This window comes from Pedobacter sp. ok626 (assembly GCF_900100435.1).
Taxonomy (GTDB): domain Bacteria; phylum Bacteroidota; class Bacteroidia; order Sphingobacteriales; family Sphingobacteriaceae; genus Pedobacter.
Genome location: NZ_FNEX01000031.1, coordinates 1 through 21,885 on the forward strand (window position 1 = coordinate 1; position 21,885 = coordinate 21,885).

General features: G+C 38.7%; 14 protein-coding genes. 3 read left to right on the top strand and 11 right to left on the bottom strand.

The genetic code is table 11. The features are described from left to right. From BLS35_RS27260 to BLS35_RS27285, 6 genes are all read right to left on the bottom strand, one after another. Positions 1-260, bottom strand: a 260-nt coding sequence (locus BLS35_RS27260; protein ID WP_175459643.1) for a transposase, incomplete at its 3' end; no start/stop codon positions are given. An 85-nt stretch (positions 261-345) separates the two neighbouring features. Next, a complete protein-coding gene (locus BLS35_RS27265; RefSeq protein WP_090787858.1) occupies positions 346-2,031 on the bottom strand; it encodes a sodium/sugar symporter in 1,686 nt (561 codons plus the stop codon). 65 nt (positions 2,032-2,096) lie between these two features. Next, the gene (locus BLS35_RS27270; protein ID WP_090787861.1) at positions 2,097-4,055 is read right to left on the bottom strand and encodes a c-type cytochrome; all 1,959 of its coding nucleotides are present in this window, start codon (positions 4,053-4,055) and stop codon (positions 2,097-2,099) included. Positions 4,056-4,072: 17 nt separating this feature from the next. After that, positions 4,073-5,509 (bottom strand): 3-keto-disaccharide hydrolase, encoded by a 1,437-nt coding sequence (locus BLS35_RS27275; protein WP_090787865.1) that lies wholly within the window; start codon positions 5,507-5,509, stop codon positions 4,073-4,075. A 187-nt stretch (positions 5,510-5,696) separates the two neighbouring features. Beyond that, positions 5,697-6,878, bottom strand: coding sequence for an MFS transporter (locus tag BLS35_RS27280; protein ID WP_090787868.1), 1,182 nt, complete (start codon positions 6,876-6,878; stop codon positions 5,697-5,699). Between the two features lie 214 nt (positions 6,879-7,092). After that, positions 7,093-7,671 carry a thioredoxin family protein gene (locus BLS35_RS27285; protein WP_090787871.1) on the bottom strand — a complete coding sequence of 193 codons (579 nt, stop codon included), beginning with the start codon at positions 7,669-7,671 and terminating at the stop codon, positions 7,093-7,095. 189 nt (positions 7,672-7,860) lie between these two features. On the opposite strand from BLS35_RS27285, the gene BLS35_RS27290 reads away from it, so the two are divergent. Then, a complete protein-coding gene (locus BLS35_RS27290) occupies positions 7,861-8,715 on the top strand; it encodes an HD domain-containing protein (protein WP_090787874.1) in 855 nt (284 codons plus the stop codon). Positions 8,716-8,910: 195 nt separating this feature from the next. Further along, positions 8,911-11,643: a PQQ-dependent sugar dehydrogenase gene (locus tag BLS35_RS27295; protein WP_090787877.1), complete on the top strand. Its 2,733-nt coding sequence runs from the start codon at positions 8,911-8,913 to the stop codon at positions 11,641-11,643. A 128-nt stretch (positions 11,644-11,771) separates the two neighbouring features. On the opposite strand, the gene BLS35_RS27300 is transcribed toward BLS35_RS27295, so the two are convergent. After that, the gene (locus BLS35_RS27300) at positions 11,772-12,527 is read right to left on the bottom strand and encodes a hypothetical protein (protein WP_090787880.1); all 756 of its coding nucleotides are present in this window, start codon (positions 12,525-12,527) and stop codon (positions 11,772-11,774) included. 181 nt (positions 12,528-12,708) lie between these two features. On the opposite strand from BLS35_RS27300, the gene BLS35_RS27305 reads away from it, so the two are divergent. Beyond that, the gene (locus tag BLS35_RS27305; RefSeq protein ID WP_090787883.1) at positions 12,709-14,895 is read left to right on the top strand and encodes a bifunctional alpha,alpha-trehalose-phosphate synthase (UDP-forming)/trehalose-phosphatase; all 2,187 of its coding nucleotides are present in this window, start codon (positions 12,709-12,711) and stop codon (positions 14,893-14,895) included. A gap of 16 nt (positions 14,896-14,911) precedes the next feature. On the opposite strand, the gene BLS35_RS27310 is transcribed toward BLS35_RS27305, so the two are convergent. From BLS35_RS27310 to BLS35_RS27325, 4 genes are all read right to left on the bottom strand, one after another. Further along, positions 14,912-16,696 carry a glycoside hydrolase family 15 protein gene (locus BLS35_RS27310; protein ID WP_090787885.1) on the bottom strand — a complete coding sequence of 595 codons (1,785 nt, stop codon included), beginning with the start codon at positions 16,694-16,696 and terminating at the stop codon, positions 14,912-14,914. A 71-nt stretch (positions 16,697-16,767) separates the two neighbouring features. Beyond that, entirely contained in the window at positions 16,768-17,916 is a 1,149-nt protein-coding gene (locus BLS35_RS27315; protein WP_090787888.1) for a serine hydrolase domain-containing protein, read from the bottom strand. A gap of 478 nt (positions 17,917-18,394) precedes the next feature. Next, positions 18,395-20,158: an ABC transporter ATP-binding protein gene (locus BLS35_RS27320; RefSeq protein WP_090787891.1), complete on the bottom strand. Its 1,764-nt coding sequence runs from the start codon at positions 20,156-20,158 to the stop codon at positions 18,395-18,397. Further along, on the bottom strand, positions 20,142-21,881 hold the full coding sequence (locus BLS35_RS27325) for an ABC transporter ATP-binding protein (protein WP_090787894.1): 1,740 nt from the start codon (positions 21,879-21,881) through the stop codon (positions 20,142-20,144). The genes BLS35_RS27320 and BLS35_RS27325 overlap by 17 nt, the downstream gene beginning before the upstream one ends. Between the last annotated feature and the right edge of the window lie 4 nt (positions 21,882-21,885).

Sequence of the window (21,885 nt, forward strand, 5' to 3'; positions counted from 1 at the left end):
TGAGCCTGCTCTTCCAGCTTACGGGAGGAATACGTATTACTCAGGTAACCATAGACCAACAGTTTCAACATCAAACGGGGATGGAAGCTGGAGGCTCCGCCTCCTTTATATTTACGGTTGATCGGTTTAACATCTACCTGATCGACAACCTGTTTAACGATCCGAACCGGATGGCCTAAAGGCACTAACTCTTCCAGGCTATAAGGTAAAAATGTCGCCTGATCCGGATCATAGGGCTTAAAAACTACTTTTCCTGACATGACTTTAAATTACAAAAATTTCACATCAAAAAAAAGAAGCTGCCTCACTTTTGAGACAGCTTCCTTTTTTATGCTTTATGATCTGCTACCAGAATGCAGTATAAAGTGCTACAAGCATCGCGAAGATGATCAATGCACCTATTGCAAATGAAGTAGATACTTTAAACATTTTAGCATCTATTTCTAATCCTTTAGCCACAATACCTTTCTTACCGTCGTAGATACTGATAAAATACATACCAATCACACAGATCGCAAAAACAATCAGCATTCTATCCATAAAAGGGATTTCGAACACACCAGCGGAGTTTGCTACTGCCCATCCATAGTTATAAAGTGCGGATAAATCGATCATTCCTGGAAGGAACTTAAGAATCACAGAAACGATAAACCCTCCTACTGTAGCAAAAAGCGCCGCATTTGAAGTGGTCTTTTTCCAGAAGAAACCTAAAATAAACATGGCGAAAATACCCGGAGATACGAAACCTGTATATTCCTGAATGTACTGAAAGCCTTGTTTACCTTCGCCCATTAAAGCATTACCAACAACTAACGAAAGCCCAACTGCCATTAACATAGCAACTACAACGGTAATCTTTCCTACGTTTACTAAAGTGCCTTCTCCAGCGTCCTTATTGAATGCTTTTTTATAAATATCTAAAGTAAAGATGGTTGCAATACTGTTGGCTTTACCTGCAAGCGAGGCAACAATAGCTGCAGTCAAAGCAGCAAAAGAAAGCCCTTTTAAACCAACTGGCAACAATCCTAGTAAAGCTGGATAAGCTTTGTTTGGATCCTGAACGCCAGATGAAGTAAGCAGGTTATCAGCACTGATGCCCGGTATTTTCTCTTTAATGATATAATAAACTGCGATACCTGGAATAACCACGATAACCGGCATTAACATTTTTAAGAATGCAGCAAACAATAGACCTGCTCTGGCCACTGGTAAGGATGCACCTAATGCTCTTTGCGTAATGTACTGGTTACAGCCCCAATAGCTTAAGTTTGCAATCCACATACCACCGATTAGTACACTTAAACCAGGTAGATCCATGTAGTTGGGATCGTCCTTCTTAAAAATTAGATGGAAATGTTCAGATGCCCCGTCTGTTAGGATAGAGAACCCTTTGATAATGCCTCCATTATTAGAGATTAGGTTTAAGGCAATATAAGTAGCTACAAGCCCCCCTAATACCAAGAAGAATACTTGTATAACATCAGTATACCCAATTACCTTCATGCCTCCCAGCGTGATCAAAATAGCAAATACTGCTAAGCCGATAATACAACCAACAATATTGAGTCCGGAGATACCACTGATAGCCAATGCACCCAGGTATAAGATCGACATGAGGTTAACAACAATATACAGCATCAACCAGAATACAGCCATAATCATAGCCACCTTTTCATTGTAGCGTTGACTTAAAAACTGAGGCATTGTAAAGATCTTGTTCTTTAAATAAACAGGCATAAAGAACACAGCTACAATGATTAATGTTGCTGCGGCCATCCATTCATAAGCGGATATGGCTAAGCCCAATTTAAATCCAGAACCACTCATACCAATCATCTGCTCTGCGGAGATATTTGATGCGATGAGAGAGGCTCCAATTGCCCACCAGGTTAGTGAACCTTCGGCAAGAAAATAATCTTTTGAATCTGCCGTAGCTGTTTTCTTTTTATAATAGATCCAAAAACCATAGCTGGATACGATTAAAAAGTAAACTAAGAATATGATGTAATCATACTTGTGGAGTGTATTCATGTTTTTTTATATTGGTTGTATAAGGTTACTAATGTAAATAAATATGCCAAACCGACTTATCATCCTTATCTCAATGAGTTGATGTATGCAGCAATCTTTAGCCCATCTGCCTTAGAAACTTGTGGCATTGGCGGCATTTCTGTTGCATAGCCCGGCCAGTTTTCTGGTTTAGGATTGTGGATCAGCTGCAAGATTTTCTCATCTGAATATTTACGTTTAGCTATATCTATAAATGCCGGACCAATCTGTTTCTTAGTTGGGTTATGGCAAGCCAGGCAAGTATTATTCGCCAATAAGCCCTTTACTTCCGCGTATGTTGGTGCTTTAGCAGATGCTTTTGTTTCAGCCAATTTTTTTACTGGAACAACTTTTTCCTTAACCGAGGTCCCTATTTTCTTAGCTGCTGCCGGTGTAACATTTGCCACGGGATCATTTGCCGAATTTCTGGTACTCAACTCATTTGCAGCCAGCTTCTCTCCTGTCGGGATATTATTTAAAGTATAATAAGCCACCGGATGCACAATTGAGTAGAAGTTCTGTTTTTCGCGAATCCCATTAACTTTTATAGTATGGATATAATACTGACGTAAGTTGTCGACTACAATTCTGGCTTTTAAACCGTCAGCCGACACTTTAACACCTTTTATTCTTAAAGATTCAGTGTTTACCGGCGGTGAACCATATACTGGCTGATATTTGTAAATAAAGCTTTCTACATTATACGAAGCGATATCCTGAGCTGATTTTAAATCTACGGGACTTGTAAATTCAATCTCAAAACCATCAGGCATGGCCCGTACGGCTTTCATTTCAAAAGGCAATTTATTGTTGTAAACCAAGCGTTCAAGTCCTTCATTTGCATCACCTGCAGAACCCCATCCACGGTTAGTTTCACCAACAAACAGGGAACCATCCTGCCCCCAGGCCATTCTCAAAACACCAGAACGGAAGCCGCTTCTGAACAAGAACGCAGCACCCTGCTCCTCGCCATTCACCTTTTCCATAAACACCCTCGAAATGATGCTCATTCCCTGGTCGCCAACTAAAAGCTGTCCTTCAAATGGACCGAAAGTACCTTGAGGGATCTTTACAGGTTCTGACGTAGATACGCCTAAAATACCATAAGGCAACCATACAGCTGGCATACGGAGTTCCGGGAATTCCTTTTTCATATCGAACAAGGTTTTAAAGTTCTCGTTTACTCTGTTTTCTGGTTTGATGTAATTTCCATTGCTATCTTTTATCCTTCTTTCATCCATTTTGGAGTAAAAAAGCTCAGAACTTAGTTTAACAGGCGAATCGGTTCTTTTTGTCCAGGTTAAACTTGCAGGATGTCCCATAAAATCGCCTTGATTTACTTTCCATACCCCACCAGAACCAACCCAGTCACCCTGATTTTCTGTATAGTACAACTGACCATCTATTACATTTAATCCTGCGGGCGATCTCATTCCTGCTGCCCAAGGTTTCATTTTACCATCTTCTGTGATATTCATTGTCCAGCCACGCATAGGGACACGACTTTCCGCACGCCACCATTCCTGGTTACCGAAGGCGACATTGGCTGTAACAAAAAAAGAGCCGTCTGTTGCTATTTTAGGACCAAAACTGTATTCGTGATAATGTCCACTTAATGGCCATGCATAAATGGTTTCATAAACATCGGCCTTGCCATCCATGTTTCTGTCGATAAGCTTAGTCAGTTCGCCTCTTTGGGCTACATAAAAAGCTCCGTCTTTATAGGCTATGCCCAATATTTCGTGCAAACCGGTAGCAAACTTGCGAAAATAAGGTCTATTGCTGGTTGGATTTTCTACAACATAAACATCACCGCGACGGGTTGATATGCCTAGGTCTCCATTCGGTAAAGTAACCAGTCCGCCTACTTCTAGTATGGGGCCTTCTGGTATCCTAACCTTCATTATCTTAAAAAAATCTTCTTCTTTAGGCGTTTCCTGAGCCCATACAGTCGAAAAACTAAAGCTCAAAGCCAGCATTGCCAGCATTTTAAAAGTACGTTTCATATTTGGTGTGGGTCGGATTAGAATGAAATAGAATATTTTAACTTATTGCCTAGCAAAATGATCATCTCTTTTTTGCCGTCAACATTCCTGATTATTGGTTTATTTGCCGTCTCTTCAAGTTCCAGGTAAAAAGCTTTTCCATCAATTAAATAAAATCCCTGAACCAATTCATCTATAGCGCTTGCGTTTGCCAGTAACACATATAAACCTGATACCGGCTTATCTATGCTAAGCGTTCTGCTTAATCCTTTTCCACTATCTAATACTTTAATTGCATCTGTAACCTGAGCACCATAAATGTTGTATTTAAACTCTGGTCTTTCTTCATTATCCATTACATAGCCTTTTGTGCGGAAACCGGTTCCAGTGCTATCAACTGGCCATGCAGATTGTGGATTGCTTAATTGTGCCACAGCGGGAGTCAATTTGTTTGTGAACCTGGTTACTGCACCACGTGCTTTAGAGGTTCCATTACCCCTATCATGCCACATTGGTGTAGCATCAACAAATTCTCCATGCCAGGCAAGTAGCAATAAGCCATTATCCAAATCATAGCTATAATGCACTTGTTTTGGACTGCCTACAGAAATAGCATGTACTGAGCGTTGATTAGGCGCAAAATCTACAAAGCTGCGAATCATGGTATTGGTTGTTGCATCGATATAGATTGGATCAGCACTATCCTTACCCTTCTGACCGCCATTGAGCTGATCGGCAGGTAGCTTTGATATTTTAATATTCTTGAATGCTACCGCACCATGGTCTCCCTGCAAACGTAAAGGCCCCATTGCGGTTTCTTTAGAACTACCGCCTCTTGTTGGTCCCAATAGTTCCACGTTGTCGTGAATAAGCACACCATTCAATTCTACAGTAAGCATCCTTGCATTGGAGATCTTATTTCCAGCAGCATCAAATTGAGGCGCTTGAAATGCTATTTTTAAATGTTGCCATAAACCTGGTGCTTTACTTGCATTCTGACGTGGTGCATAACCATTATAACCTTTTTGGCCCTCTGCTTTTGATTCATCCCAACGCTCATAAATTCCACCATTATCTGATGAAAGTGGCTTCGTATTGCCCCATGAATCCAAAAGCTGAATTTCATAATTTCCTTGTAGATAGATGCCCGAATTTGCGCCTTTGGCCATCATATAATCCAGTTCGAGAATCATATTACCATGTAAAGCTTTGGTAAACAAATCTGCACCCTGGTTCTTCTTACCAGGGAAGTTTACGAGAACTCCTTCGCCTTTTACAGTTGTTAATTCGTTATCGTTTTTTAGGCTGGCGGTAACGTCATTTGCTAGCGACCAGCTCTTACCTGGTTCTTTAAATGAGGAGAGATCATTGAGCGCAATGCTCGATTGGTCAGTCAGTTGTTGAGCCAAGACCAATGTTGTTCCAAACAGCCACAAGAATGCAGTTGTTCCGAACTTTAAATAATTTAATTTCATACAGTGTGTTTGGTTTATTAAATAAATGTAATAAAATCATCCAATTCCAAAAGATTTTTGAAATAATGATTTTGTCACGGATTTAAACCAAGAGTATGAAAATACTAGCTTAATGCACAATGAAGGCGCTTTTTTCACATGAAAAATGTTAATAAATAATATTGTATAATTTACACTAACTTCCTTTTTAGCTGTTAAGTACATCTGTTTTTGGCTTGTATATAAACTGAAGGTAAATAAGTGCAAGTAATGTAATTCCGGTACACCAGTAAAAGGTTACGGGGATCATGCGTAAGTCATCAATAAACAACCAGCCCGCAAGTAATGCACCAAAGCCTATTCCAGCTTCTAACGCAATATACATGGTCGCCATAGCTTTCCCTCTTTGGGTTGGATTACTCAAATCCGCAGTCCATGCAGAAACAGTTGGCGATAACATTCCTGTGGCTATGCCATATAATGCTGAGGCCAACATTAAACTGAATGAGGAAGTTGACAAAGCAATCCACAATAGTGAAGCTGCCAAAAGTGCGAGTGATATCTTTAAGATATGTGTTCTGCCGTAGTTATCAGATGCCTTACCTGCAACGAAACGGATAAGCAATGAGGTCAGCGTAAAAACCATAAAGAACAGCCCCTTATTGCTTGTACCAAGATGTGCACTCCAATCTGATATGACCGTTAAAATGGCTCCATAGCTGATGTAACTCATAAAAATAATGACCACGGCAGGGATTACTCTCCATTCAATAATGTCTTTTTTGTCGATTTTTAGATGTTTCATCTTAAACCTTTCCTTTCCCGGTAGGGTTTCTTTCATATTAGCCAAAATAACAATAGACAATAAAGCGAATAAGGAAGAGCAATAGAAAAGTATATTAATGCTATAATGATCCGTAATGGTGCTACCTATTGCAGGGCCAATCGCTAATCCGGTACTAAAACAAATACCATGAATCCCCATAGCTTCGCCCCATTTTCCGGGAGGAACTAAATCAGCAACATAAGCCGCAGTTGCAGTTGGTTTAAATCCTGTAGAAAACCCGTGAATTAATCTTAGGAGCAAGAAGCCGGCAATTGTAGTCAGCATTGGATAAAGAAAACCGCAGACAAAACATACCAATGAGCCAACAGCCATCACTGGTATTCTGCCAATAGTGTCTGTTAATTTTCCACTAAATGGTCTGGATATGCCAGCTGTTAATGTAAAAAGGGCAATAATTAACCCCTTGTATTCCGCGCCGCCCATAGCTGTTAAATAGGCTGGCAGTTCGGGAATTAGCATGTTAAAACTCGCGGAGAAGAGAAAGGAACTTAAACAAACAAGGCCAAATTGTAAGGAGTATATAGAAGTGGAAGGATGTTGCATTGCAACAAAAGTAACAATTAAAATTAGCCATTCTCTTCAAGAGCTGCATTAACTCATAGAATCCACCATTTTTAATGGTTTCGTTGAGCTCGCAAGCTCGGTTAATTCGCTGAAAAAGCGAATAACGCTGAGGCTCTTTCTGAGAAGGCAAATTTTATGGAAAGCAAGGAGTTTAATTTCCTGTTTCCGAGGTTATTTTATTTGGCGCAGTGCACTACCTTTTGATTTCGTTCTTGCTGAAAACCGCAGCGATTTCTGAAAGTTGTTTTTCATCAAGTTTAGACGTCTTCTTTAAAGCTTTGATAAAGTGTTGAACTTCTTCAGGTTTTGCAGGACAGCCAACATTTTCACCCTTTGTAGAAAACGGGGCTCCCTCCGGTCTGATTTGAGAATCAGCAACAAGATTTTGCTTTGCATCAAAAAGCAACCAGGTTGGTAAGCCTTGATCCGCATTGTAATATTTAGCTAGTAGATCCGAACCACCTGGGTTTTCAAGGTTCTCTTTTCCCTTTGATTCTTTAACTACAAAATCCGCGATCACATAGTTTTTATCGAAATAAGGTTTAATAGCAGGATCATTTAGACTTGCTATCATTTTATGGCACCAACCGCACCACGAGGCATGGAAAATGGCAAGTACTTGTTTCTTTTCTTTTGCTGCTTTTTTAACAGCTGCGGCTAATACCTCAGTGGCTGGTGCAGGCGTAGCTGCAGCTGGTGTAGCAGTTTGTGCAATCGCAGACTGGATGGTTAACACTGTTGTAATCGTAAGTAATAATGATTTTAGTTTCATGATGAATTAAGTTTCGTTGAAGGTACAAAATATGCCAAGCTCTTCCAAACTTGAGGAATGAATGGGAATTAAATAACAATAGACATCTACTAAAAATAATTGCATTAATGTTTTCGATAAAACTAAAAATATTAGTAATATTGTAGTGCCAATTTACAACAGGAAAACACAGATTTTAAGTCTTATAATATGATACAATTGAACGACGTCCTTTACGGAAATGTGGAATTACCAGCCATATTTGGTGATTTGCTAAATACGGAAACCTTAAAACGCCTTGGTGGCGTGCATCAAAGTGGGGCTGTCTTTTTAGTAAATCCAGATTTGAGTCACTCACGTTTAGAGCATTCGATTGGTGTAATGTTGTTGATTAAAATGCTTGGCGGTTCTGAACTGGAACAGATTGCAGGCTTACTACATGATGTTTCACATACGGCATTTTCTCATGTTGGCGACTATGTATTTGAAAATGGAGAGGAAAATTATCATGAACAAATTTATGCTGAAGTATTATTAAATTCAGAAATACCAGGCATTTTATTGAAATACGGTTATCATATTGATCAGATCTTGAACGGTGCTTTTTCTATTCTTGAACAGCCTCTGCCCCACCTTTGTGCAGATCGATTGGATTATACCTTACGCGATGCTTTGCATGGTGGTCTGATTACAAGGTATAGTGCAAGACAGTTTTTACAGCATATTAAACTACAAGATGTACAAATTGTAGTTACTGATGAAGTTCAGGCAGATTGGATTAATGATACTTTTAAGCGATTGAATGATGATCTGTTCAATTTACCACTGTATGTATATGCCAATCAGGAATTAGCATCAATTATACGTGGATTTCTAAATAGCGGTTTTCTAAAAGAAAGCGACCTACTTAAAGACGATACTTTTCTCCTCAATAAAATTAGAAGTACAAATGCCGGCTATGAAGCTATAAAGGCAATAAAGCTACATAAAGGTTATACAAACTTCCTAAAAAAGGGCTCAGCCTTAAAGATAAAACCCCGCAGATTGAAAGCCCTATTGGTTTAGTCTAACTCAGATCCTAAACCAATGAAATAATCTGCATCATGCTTAAAACAAAATATGCCTTCTCAGAAAGAGCCTAGCGTTCTTCGCTCCTTCAGCGAAGTAATGCAGCTCTTAAAGAGAATGGCTTATTTTGACCTTGATCTTTAACTATTTAATAATACCTTTAGTGTATAAACCACACGAACGAATTATTAAATGAGAACACTTTTTACAGTAAGCCTTTCGGGTATTACCGCTTTATTGTACCTATTAGGACTAAGCAGTACTTCAGAAAAAGACAAGCAGAACCACCTTGTACCAAGCATTAACAAAGTTGAAAAATTGGCGATCGATACACCTGATCAGAGCAGGTTTGTAAAGGTTAATCTATTACATGGCCAGTTTACTGAGCCAACTGAAATGGCTATCCTGCCAAATCTTGATATATTGGTTGCGCAGCGTAGAGGCGAGATTAAGATTTATAAAAATCAATCCAAAACATTAAAAGAAGCACTCAAGCTAGATGTTTACTTTAAATCAAATACACCAAATGTAAATGCTGAAGAGGGGTTGTTAGGTATTGCTGTTGATCCAAACTTTGCGGCAAACCAATATATATACGCTTTTTATAGTCCTATAAAAACTTCGGTAAACAGGTTGTCACGCTTTAAATTACTCAATGATAAAATCAACCCTTCTTCTGAAAAGGTAATTCTGGAGTTTTATTCTCAGAGGGAAATCTGTTGCCATACTGGAGGATCAATAGCCTTTGGGCCTGATGGTTTGCTTTATGTATCCACAGGAGATAACTCTACTCCCTTTGATGTTCCCAAACAAGAATTTGTAAACAAGGGCTATGCACCTTTAGATAACCGTCCTGGGCTTCATCAATATGATGCAAGAAGATCGGCAGGAAATACGAATGATTTAAGAGGTAAGATATTGAGAATAAAATTAAAAGATGATGGCACTTATAGTATTCCTGATGGTAATTTATTCCCAAAAGACGATCCCAAAAGTAAGCCAGAGATCTATGTAATGGGTAATAGAAACCCTTATCGCATATCGGTAGATCAGCAAACAGGCTTCTTATACTGGGGCGAGGTTGGACCGGATGCTTCTGGCGACAATGAGCAGAGAGGTCCCCGAGGTTACGACGAAATCAATCAAGCGCGTAAAGCTGGCTTTTTTGGCTGGCCGCTATTTATAGCCAACAACTATCCATATAGGGCCTATGATTATACCAATGGTAAAAGTGCTGAGCCATTCAATCCTTCAGCACCAATCAACAATTCACCAAACAATACCGGTTTAAGCCAACTTCCGCCAGCCCAACCAGCATACATTTGGTATCCTTATGGTGAATCAAAAGAATTTCCCCAAGTTGGTTCTGGTGGTCGTACCGCAATGGCCGGTCCAGTATACCATACCAAACCTGGCGCAAACCCCTATCCTGCTTACTATAATGGCAAATTGCTGATCTATGAATGGGTTAGAGGATGGGTAAAAGCAGTGAGTATGTCTCCTGATGGAAACTACCTAAGTATGGAGCCTTTTATGAGTGATGTAAAACTGGCTGCACCAATTGATATGGAATTAGGTCCTGATGGAAAGTTATATATCCTGGAGTATGGCAAAGGCTGGTTTACTAAAAATCCAGATGCTGGAATTGTGAGGATCGATTACCTTAAGGGTAACAGACCTCCACAGATTAAAAACATGGAGATTAAAAAGGTCAGCGGTTTATTGCCTTATAAACTTATTGCTACTGTTGATGTAAAAGATCCTGATGGAAATGCTTTAACTTACATCTGGAATCTAGGAAAGGGAATTAAAAAATCAACTACTGAACCTACATTAACCCATATATTTACTAAAGTCGGTGAATATCCTATTAGCGTGAAAGTTATAGATAAAACAGGTGCATCATCTACCAGTAATACAATCGCCGTTTTTGCTGGTAATGAGCATCCCAATGTTGAAATAAATCTTTTGGGTAACAAAAGCTTTTATTTTCCTTCTAAACCAATTAGTTATAAGGTACTTGTTTCTGACAAAGGTGCAACTGTGAATAAAAGCAGAGTATACATCTCTAATACCTATACTGAGGGCCTTGACCTTGCTGGTGCACAGCTCGGTCACCAACAGGCAGCACAAACACTTGTTGGCAAATCATTAATGCTTAAATCTGATTGTAGTACCTGTCATAAAGTAAATGAGGTTTCAATTGGCCCATCCTTTATTAAAGTATCAAACAAATACCAAAAAAATAACAAGGCGACCACTTACCTCGCAAGTAAAATTATCAAAGGAAGTAGCGGTGTATGGGGTGAAATTCCGATGCCAGCACACCCTACAATGAAGGAGGCTGAAGTAACACAAATTGCAGAGTGGATCATGTCACTCGCTGCAAAAGCCAACAATACCCCTTCGCTACCTATGGAGGGAAAAATTACGCCACCCGCGACTGTAAATGCCAACAAACCTATTTTTGCTTTAAAAGCCAGTTATACAGACATGGGCGCTGCCGGACTAAAATCTTTGAGTACAACAAAGGTTGTTAATCTAAGTAGCAATGTGATTGAAGCAAAAGATTTAAAAGATCTTTCCCAATTTGGACGTAAAGACTTATCTGGTGTAGAAGAATTGATATTTCCTCAGAATGAAGGCTGGATTAGATTGAAGAGAATTGACCTAACTGATATTGCAGCTTTCGCCCTAAGCACAAAAGATATGGGTGGTAACGTCGATTATGGTATCGAAATCAGATTGGACAAAAAAGACGGACAATTACTTGGTAAAACAAGCCTAAGCTCGAATGCCAATATCCCTTTAACATCAGTTAACGATGGTAATTTTCACGATGTCTTTATATTATTCAAAGCCAATAAGAAAGATGTGAAGAATAGACCTTTATTACAAAATATAAAAGTAACTACGCTCTTATAGCATAGTTACACTTTGCATCATGCTTTGGAAATAACCAGCTTCATGCTTAAAACAAAATATGCCTTCTCAGAAAGAGCATAGCGTTTTTCGCTTCTTCAGCGAATAATGCAGCTCTTGAAGAGAAGGGCTTATTTTGACTCTTCAACCTTTTTCCCACCTAGATTAACTACTACTCCAACTGTAAATATCGAATTCCCGGCATTCATAAACTTTCTGCTGTTCAAACCAAAAGTCCCACTTGTAGTGTATTGTAATTGTACAGCCTCGCTTAAACGCATTCTGGTAAAGAAAATGGGCTCTAGAAAGACATTTCCTTCCCTAACCTGACCTATAGAATTACGCATAAAAGTCTTCATCTCTACGTTACTGATCCGCAAAGCCGTTCCATAATTAAGTGGGTAATTCTTACCAAAAAGACGAAAGTTGTTTTTCTTTTTAGAGCTGTAGTTAACTTGCAAAAAGGTTTTATTATAAGTAATCTCCTCCAAATCTGATTTTATCAAGTTGTCATTGTCGTCAAATTCTCTAAATACACGATTGGTGCTGCCGGCTCCAACTCCGGCATATATCTCAATAATTCTGTTGTTATCAGGGCCAAAAGTATCAAACCAACCACCACCAATTTCAACTAATTTTTGTTTGTAGTCCTTACTCTCCCTTTCCTTGTCGATATAAGACCCACTAAAGAGTACGCCGATATGATCTGAAACTGCATAGGCACCGTTGATACTGGTATTAAATTTTGGGGAAATGTGCACACCCCCACTAAATTCACCCTTCTGACTAAGCATTGGGGTATTTGGGACATTGGGCATATACACAGAAGAACAGGAGCTGACAAAGATTGCGACAATAAATAAGGGCAGTTTTAAATTTTTAATCATATAGGAATAGAATGCTTGTACCTACATAACGTAGGTTCTATTATTTTTGGTGCAAGGTATTATTTTTTTATGAATCTGCTAAGCTAGAAGCTAAGGTCACAAAGCAAATTGGATCAGCGTTTTACCTTAAAATTCCTCTAAAATCAAACAAAATGAGGCTTTTTCGGTTGTTTTAATAACAATGACAGTAAACAATAAAACAATCATCATCTCGAATCGGTTACCAGTTAAGCTTACAGAAGAAAACGGGGAATACAAATTAAGTCCGAGCGAAGGCGGTCTTGCGACAGGCTTAGGCTCGGTGTACAAAAAAGGAAATAACATTTGGATTGGTTGGCCTGGAATGGAAATACCAGAAGAGCGGCAGGATGAAGTTCGGCAAAAACTTGCGGAACTGAACCTAATTCCGGTCTTTTTAACCAATGAAGAAATCAGCTTATATTATGAGGGTTTTTCAAACGAGGTGTTATGGCCAGTATTTCATTATCTGGTTACCTATGCAAATTTTGACCAGATTTATTGGGATTTTTATAAAATCGTAAACGAGAAGTTTAAAGCAACGGTTGTAGCAAACTTATCAGCTGGAGATACCATTTGGATACACGATTATCAATTGCTTTTGTTACCTGGCTTAATCCGCTCAGAATTATCGGAGGTTACGATAGGATTCTTTCAGCATATTCCTTTTCCTTCATTCGAAATTTTCAGACTTATTCCTTGGCGGGAAGAATTGATTGTAGGGATGCTGGGAGCAGATTTATTGGGCTTTCATACTTTCGATGATGCCAGACATTTTTTAAGTGCAGCATCAAGGCTTTCATCAAGTAATCTTTCCGAAAATGTATTGTTATACAATGACAGACAGGTTGTTGTTGAAGCGTTCCCTATGGGAATCGATTCGGAGAAATTTGAAATGCTCACAAAGCATGAAAAAGTAGCTAAATTCACTACCTCTATTAAGGCTAGTTTAAAGTACATTAAGACAATACTATCTATAGATAGGCTGGATTATAGCAAAGGGATATTACAGCGTTTACAGGCTTTTGAGCTTTTATTACAATTACATCCTGAGTATATTGGCAAGCTGGCCCTTTATATGATTGTTGTTCCTTCGAGAGATACAGTTCCAAAATATAAAGAGCTAAAAGATCAGATTGATCAGCTTGTGGGCAACATAAATGCACATTTTAGAACCATCAACTGGGTTCCCGTGCATTATTTCTACAGGTCATTCTCTATAGAATTTCTTTCCGCTATATACAGTTCAGCAGACATCTGTCTGGTTACTCCTATGCGTGATGGAATGAATCTGGTGAGCAAGGAATATGTGGCTTCCCGGGTTCAGGAGGATGGAGTATTGATATTGAGTGAAATGGCTGGAGCTTCTAAGGAGCTAAATGATGCACTAATCGTGAATCCCAACAATATTGGCGACATCATGGAAGCGATTGTACAAGCACTTAATATGTCGACGGAAGAGCAGCATACCCGCATGAAAAGCATGCGAGCTATTGTCGCTAAATTCGACATACATTTATGGGTCAAAAATTTTATAGACAAACTGAAAGAAGTAAAGATGATGCAAGAATCCTTACATACCAAATATGCTGTTGCGCCTGTACGAGCCCAAATAGCCGCTGATTATGCTAAAGCAAAAGACCGATATATTTTCCTGGATTATGATGGTACACTGGTTGGTTTTAACGGTGATATTGATAAAGCTTCTCCTGACGAAGAACTGTATTCTATCTTAAAACAATTGACACTTGATCCAGCAAATCGGGTTATTCTGATCAGTGGCAGGAGATATCATACTTTGGAAGAATGGTTTGGACATTTGGATCTTGATATGATTGCGGAGCATGGAGCCTGGCAAAAACACAAAGATACAGAATGGAAGCCTTTACCCCTGCTTACTGACAAATGGAAACAGGAAGTAAAAATGGTACTAGATACTTATACCGACCGCACACCTGGTTCTTTTGTAGAAGAGAAGAGTTATTCTTTAGTATGGCATTACCGCAAGGTAGAAAAAGGACTTGGTGAATTGAGGGCAAATGAAATTCTTAATCATCTCAGAATGCTAATTACAGATAAGGGTTTACAAATGATGCCAGGAAATAAAGTAATTGAGTTTAAAAACATTGAAGTGAATAAAGGCAAAGCTGCCCAAAACTGGCTATACGGTAATGATCCGGATTTTATCCTTGCCGTAGGCGACGATCATACTGATGAGGACATTTTTAAGGCCTTATCGCCCGAAGCCTACTCCCTAAAAGTGGGCAGCAATATTTCTGCTGCCCGATATTACCTTAAAGATTTTTATGAAGTAAGAGCGTTATTGAAAGAATTGATTCAAGCTAAATAACTTTCCCTTGCAATGTTTACAGGAACACCGGCCTGTCTAATTTTATGGCAATCCGGTGTGCTGCATTCATCAAACCAACATGGCTATAAGCCTGAGGGAAATTGCCCCACTGACTGCCATCAACTTCATCAACATCTTCGCTGAAGAGTAGCATATGGTTTGCGTATTTGATGATAGATTCAAATTCTCTTATGGCGTCCTGCAAGCGCCCGACGCAGGCCAAGGCCTCGACATACCAAAAAGCACAAATTAGAAATGTAGTCTTTGGTTTGCCAAAATCGTCTTTGTGCAGATACCTGTAAAATAATCCATTTTCAGTCTTCAGCTCAGTCTCCAGAGCGATCAAATGATCTTTAGCTCTTTGGGATTCCGGATCGAGGTAGTTCATTAAAATTAATTGCAATGTACTGGCATCCAAATTGGTACTACCTACAGCATGATTATATACTTTACGTACAGGATCATAGCAATCCTCAATATGTTTGGCGGCTTTATCGATAAGTATTTGTGCTCGATCTTCGAGCGCCTTATTACCTACTGTTTTAGCCATTTTTAAAGCAGCATTAGCACCTGCCCATTGGAAAAGATTGGTATAACAATGGGTATTGGCTATACTTCGAAATTCCCATATACCCGCGTCCTTTTCATCGATGGTGCGCTCTATCTTTTTTAAGAGGTAATCCAACCATTTTTCAGAATCCTTTCTTTCCGAATAGATAAAACGGCGATCTGTATACAAGGGCAGCATAGAAACTAAAACCTGGCCATAAATATCATTCTGAATATGTTCATAGGCCTGATTTCCTACTCTGACTGGCTTGTTGCCCAAATAACCTTTTAAATTCCTGAGTTTACGTTCTGTGAGCACCTTTTCTCCGGCAATACCAAACAGAGGTTGATAGCGCTCATCATCCCTAAAAGATATATCTGTGATATAGTTAAAATACCTTTCCATTTCTTCGAAATGGCCTATATGGTTTAATGACGTAATTACGTAATACGTATCCCTCATCCAGCAATACCGATAATCCCAATTTCTGCCACTCCCCTGCGATTCAGGTAAACTGGTCGTGCTAGCAGCGATGATTGCACCTGTATCCTCGTATTGATGTATCTTTAGGGTGAGGGCTGATCTAATAACATAAGACTGGTAAAAACCGGCTATAGTAGAGTGTTTGATCCATGTGCGCCAGTATTTTATAGTTTCTCTTAAAAATCGCTCGGCTGTACTAATGATTGGCGCATCCAGTTCTTGCCCATAAGTAAGAATAATGTATTTCGGCTCATTTAGGGCAAAGTATTTTCCATCCTCAATATAGCTTAAAGATATATTGGTGCTCAATTGCATATCCTCATCAGCGCCAGTAAATTCAATGTGGTTACTACCTCTGCTTCCCCTCTGCTTTTTAGCCCCATATTCGTATACAGGTTTACAAGTTACCCTCACCCTCGGATTACCATCCAAAGCTTCTATTTTACGGATCAGCATTAATGGCTTATAGTATCTTTCGAATTGATAAAAACGCGGTGCAAAGTCAGTAATTCTATATTTACCTTCCGGATTACTGATTTCAGTACAAATCACATTCGTGTTTTCAAGGTAATATTGCCTTGAGGTATATTCGCCATGCGGAAGAATTGAAAATTCACCGCCTTTGTCTTTATCCAATAGACCGCCAAATACAAAGCTACTGTCAAATCTTGGCCAGCACAACCAATCTATATTTGTGTTTTTATTTACATGGGCAAGGTAAGCGCAATTTCCAATAATTCCAGTTTGGTAGGTGTGTCTCTCTGTCATATTTTATTCCTGTTGATATGATATAACAACAGGAGGAACATGTTTTTGTTCAGTCCAGAGGGAATTTTATACTATTTTATGAAATTATTATATACACTATTGACAGCTGCTCTAATGAAATCATTATAGCCTTTTGTGTATTTAGGTGTACATCCATTTGTGATTACTACAATTCCAAATTTTTGTTCAGGTTGAAAAAACATAGCGCTATAAAGACCATAGGCAGAGCCAGTATGCCCCTTTAGGGTAACTCCTGGAATGAGGTCAGTAGTGGTTAAGATAGCGAGGCCATAATTTTCATCGTCAGAGACTTTTGTCTGCATTATTTTAGCACTCTTTTTAGATATGATTCTGCCTCCATTATATTTACCCAGATTCATGTGCATCGTCATATATTTTGCCAGATCGGTGGCAGATATTTTCATCCCCCCGGTTGGCGAGAACATTGGCGTACTGTAACCAGCTACATAATTTTTTAGCCCATCAGCCCGCGAAACATAAGCCGATGGTTGTGGATTAAAAACCTTGGCTGCTGTATCATATTCATAAAGCGTTACAAATCGACTCCTATCCAGGGAATCCAAACAGTAACCACCATATAAATCTAAAGGCTTCAAGATATGCTGTTTGACGTAATTATCAAAGCGCTCTCCGGAGCGTTTTTCAATAACAGCACCGACCATGTTGTAATTGAGATTGCAATATTGGTAACCTTTTCCAGGTTCATAGGCATTGTAACATTTGGCCCAATTGGGATTTTTATCAGGATTAATGGCATCAAAGTTGAAATACCCTTGACTATCGTTAATACTGGAAGTATGCGACATCACCATTTTTAAGGTAATGATGGTTTCTGGATATTTAGGATTTCTGATTTTAAAACCTATCAGGCTACTAAAGTCATCATCTAAGGATAGTTTTCCTGCTTCAACAAGTTGCATGATCGCCGTAGCGGAAAAGGATTTAGAAATTGACGCTATTCTAAAGATGTCATTATCTATAAGTGGGGTATTACTTTCTACATTTTTTAAACCGAACGAGTGTGTGTAAATGACCGCTCCTTTTTTTACAACGGCAACCGAAACTCCAATAGCATCAAATTTCTTCATGATACCCTGCATTTCCAGTTCGGCTGCTGTGGAATTAACCTGCGCAACTACTGAAGTTACTGTGGTTATAAAAAAGAGTAGCGAAAAACAGCGTTTTAATGACTTGATCATAACATGAAGATAAGCATTTTATTCAGCTGGCAAAGGCAGTTTAAATGAAAATAAAACAGTTGTTTTATAGATTGTTTGATTGAAGGGACAAAGGAGGCTGTTCATTAACAAAAGCATGAACGGCCTCCTGCGTGCCTATCCTTTTATGGTGTGCCTGCCCTACGCGGATCACCCGCTCACAGGACTTTTTTGTCTAAATATAATATCAATTATTACTGATAACAATTTAGCAAAAATCGTGCTTGGATTTATAAAGATTTTATTAACAAATCAACATTTTACGATACATGATGCAGTATTGTATTAATTATCGAATTGTAAAGTTATATTTGTAACGTAAATTATCTTTAATATTAATCTTATGGCAACCTTAATCAGCTTAGTAAGTCTTTGTGTAATCATCATGGTTACCGCATTTTACTTAACATTTAGAAAGAAACAAGAAGACACCAACACCAGCGGACATTAATATCCGCTGTTAGCTGCTTCTTTTTCCTTTGAGTAGCATATTCATTGCATGATCTAGCGTACCCGCTTTAATTACTTCGCCAGAATTTACGAAATATATTTCATCCGCATTTTCTATTGTATTTAAGCGGTGCGCAATAATAACCAGTGTAGTCTCTTTAGGTAGCTTTTTTAGTATGTCGCTAAGCAGCTTCTCGGTTATGGTGTCAATGTTTGCTGTAGCCTCGTCCAGAATTAGCAATTCAGGATTACGCAAAACTGCTCTCATAAAAGCAATCAATTGCTTTTGACCCAGACTAATATTGTCTGAGTTGGATGCCACTTCAGTTTCTAATCCCTTATCAAACAAGGCAAGTAGGCCTTCCAAATGCGCAGCTTTAATGACCTCTTCTAATTGCTCATTTGTATAATCCTTATAAGCAATATTACTATACAGGATATTATCTTTCACGGTCCCTGTAAATAGAAAAGGTTCCTGTAAAATGAATCCTATTTTTTTACTACGTTCCTCAGCTGTATAGGACCTGATATCTTTCCCATTTAACAACACAGTACCTTTGGTCGTATCGTATAAACGTGCCATTAATGAGGCTGTCGTAGTTTTACCTCCCCCAGTTGGGCCTATTAAAGCATAAGTTTTACCTTTTTGGAGATCAAAACTAATGTTGTGTAGTATTTCCTCTCCACCAGCGTAAGAAAAATGGACGTTTTTAAAAGTTAGCAATGAGTTAGCAGTACCTTCCTGTGGAATATCATCTATAACCTGTAGGTTGCTCTCCAGCGATAAGATTTGAGATATTCTGTCCCAACCGGCCATGGCTACTTGAAAACTACTCCATAAAGCAGCGAGCTGACGTAGTGGATTGTAAAAGTTTACGGCATAAGAAAGATAACTGATCAGTAAGCCTATTGTAAACTCCCCAATTGAGATTAGGTGTATGCCATACACCAATACAACCAATTGTGCAGCACTTGAAAAGAATCCAAATACAGGGATAAAAATGGTATTGGCAATACCTGCACCTATAGCGGTCTTATAGTTTTGTTGGTTGGTTTCATCAAAGCGCTTTCTGAAATAATCTCTGCGATTGAACGCGATGATAACTTTAAAATTATTCAAGCTTTCCTGTATTCCCGCACTTAGGTTACCTACACTTTTTAGGTTGATTGCATTCTTCTTTTTTACCCATGCAGATACAAGACCTGTAAATACCAATATAAATAAGGCTGGTGTTAATGTTGCTGCACCGAGTTTAAAATTAATAACCAATAAAAAAATCCCTGCTCCAAGCATTGTGAAAATGCTGCTTAAGAATTGCATTAAGGATTGAGAAAAAAACTGGTTCAGCTTATCTGTATCATTATTGACTCTGGAGATAAGATCGCCAGCTTTGTTTTGACTAAAGAAGGATACTGGCAGCTCTTGTAATTTGCTAAATATGGCATTCCGGAGCGTATACAACGTTCTTTGTCCTACTCCACCCATTAATTTTGTTTGCAGGTAGCCAGTCACTAAGGTAACCAAATACATGGCGAAAAGTATTCCTGAGTACAATAAAACTCCGTTAAATTGTTTGGTGCTTACATAATTATCTATGGTGTGTCCTATAATTAATGGAGACAGCAACAGTAAAGTAGAATTGATTACTATAGCTATAAAAGCGAGCAAAAGGTTTTTTCGTTCATGTGAAATCAGTTTTAATAGCTTTTTAAGGACAGCAAATGTAGATTTCTTTTCTTCCTTACCGTTAATCTGGTTAAGATTGTAGTTCATAATTGCTGGTGCTTTGTTGTGAGTTGTAAATTTGAACGTATTCTGGACTGCTTTTCATGAGATCTTTGTGGCTGCCCTGGGCAATAATTTCGCCCTGCATAATGAGTATTACGTTGTCGTAATTTTGAACGGCCGCAATTTTCTGAGTAACAGAGAGTAAAGTTAAACCCGGATAATTACGTTGCACATTTGCTAGAATGCGTTGTTCAGTATTGTTATCCACACGTGCCGTAAAATCGTCTAATAGCAGCACCTTAGGGTTAAGTGCCAATGCTCTGGCCAGCATAATCCTCTGTTTTTGTCCCCCCGAAAGGTTAGCGCCTCTTTCTGATACAATCGTATTTAACTGCTCAGGAAGAGAATCAATAAAATCTCTTAGTTCCGCAGTTTCAATTGCCTTTTCAAGCGATCGATCAGTAACCTGATCATTAAAGGCGATATTCTCTCGAATACTCATGTTAAATATAATACTGTCCTGGAATACAAAACCAATTTGGTTATGAAAAGATTCCTGCACATAACTTTCTACAGGATTTCCATCGAATAAGATATCACCACTGTCTGGTTTAATAAGTCCAGTAAGTAAATATAACAATTGAGTCTTTCCTGCGGCAGTTGGACCGATAATAGCCGTTTTTGAGCCTGGTTGAAGCTGGAAAGAGATATCCTTTAAAACCGGCTTTTGCCCATAAAGCACATTGATTTTTTTCATCTCCACCTGCCCTTTTAAAGGATTGGTAATATTCCCGGCAGTCGCTTCATTTGCCTGATTCAACACATGAGCTATACGCCCATAAGATGCTGTAGCCTGAGCAATTACATTACTCATAAATCCTATCACTATAATTGGAAAAATCAGTAAAGCAAGGTAACTGTTAAACGCAGCAAAATCACCGAGGGTCATGCTATCATTGATCACATAATGGCCTCCAAGCAGCAAAATCGTCAGTGCTGCAAGATTAGCAACAAATATGATAACGGGTATTAAACCTGCAAATAAATTTAGAATAGACAGGCCCAGATCTTTTGCTTTAGTGTTTGCAGATAGGAATTTAACATATTCCAGCTGCTGTGAGTTGATCACACGTATTAATGCAGCGCCAAGTATACTTTCATTAATTACTTTGTTCAACCAGTCTATAACTTCTCTGCTTTGTTTGAAAAGCACACTCACTTTCTTAATTACCAGGAAAAAAGTAACCCCGATAATGGGAATAATAGCAATAATGGTTAGTGCTAGCTTCCAATTGATACTCAATAATAAAATACTAGCGCCAATTATAATGAATATAGATGAAGTAATGGAAACGATGGCCTGTGCAATAAATAGCTTTATAGAATCAACATCGGCCGTTAGATTAGTTAATAATTTAGAAGGATTGGCTTGTTCAATGTAGGCATTGCTTTGCCTCGAAATCTGGTCAGCAAGCTGTGTTCTTAGATCTTTGGCTACCTTTTCAGAAGCATACGTTTGTATGATGCTTTGCAAAAAGGTAAAAAGAAAAACCAACAAAATAGCAGCGGAGAATTTAATAAGAATGGCATTTACATCGAAAGTGCCATTAGTATAGGCATCTATTCCGTTGGCTACTAATTTTGGCAAGACCAGGTTCACGCCATTACTAATCAATGCAAAAAGAAGCAGTAAAGTGATCAAACCTTTATAAGGTTTAAGCAAGTGGAAAATACCAGGTCCTTTTGGCCCGTTAGTCGCTTTTCTCATATTT

Coding starts and splice junctions, on each gene's coding strand:
- BLS35_RS27265 (WP_090787858.1), bottom strand. CDS start 2,031: ATGAATACACTCCACAAGTATGATTACATCATATTCTTAGTTTACTTT.
- BLS35_RS27270 (WP_090787861.1), bottom strand. CDS start 4,055: ATGAAACGTACTTTTAAAATGCTGGCAATGCTGGCTTTGAGCTTTAGT.
- BLS35_RS27275 (WP_090787865.1), bottom strand. CDS start 5,509: ATGAAATTAAATTATTTAAAGTTCGGAACAACTGCATTCTTGTGGCTG.
- BLS35_RS27280 (WP_090787868.1), bottom strand. CDS start 6,878: ATGCAACATCCTTCCACTTCTATATACTCCTTACAATTTGGCCTTGTT.
- BLS35_RS27285 (WP_090787871.1), bottom strand. CDS start 7,671: ATGAAACTAAAATCATTATTACTTACGATTACAACAGTGTTAACCATC.
- BLS35_RS27290 (WP_090787874.1), top strand. CDS start 7,861: ATGATACAATTGAACGACGTCCTTTACGGAAATGTGGAATTACCAGCC.
- BLS35_RS27295 (WP_090787877.1), top strand. CDS start 8,911: ATGAGAACACTTTTTACAGTAAGCCTTTCGGGTATTACCGCTTTATTG.
- BLS35_RS27300 (WP_090787880.1), bottom strand. CDS start 12,527: ATGATTAAAAATTTAAAACTGCCCTTATTTATTGTCGCAATCTTTGTC.
- BLS35_RS27305 (WP_090787883.1), top strand. CDS start 12,709: ATGACAGTAAACAATAAAACAATCATCATCTCGAATCGGTTACCAGTT.
- BLS35_RS27310 (WP_090787885.1), bottom strand. CDS start 16,696: ATGACAGAGAGACACACCTACCAAACTGGAATTATTGGAAATTGCGCT.
- BLS35_RS27315 (WP_090787888.1), bottom strand. CDS start 17,916: ATGATCAAGTCATTAAAACGCTGTTTTTCGCTACTCTTTTTTATAACC.
- BLS35_RS27320 (WP_090787891.1), bottom strand. CDS start 20,158: ATGAACTACAATCTTAACCAGATTAACGGTAAGGAAGAAAAGAAATCT.
- BLS35_RS27325 (WP_090787894.1), bottom strand. CDS start 21,881: ATGAGAAAAGCGACTAACGGGCCAAAAGGACCTGGTATTTTCCACTTG.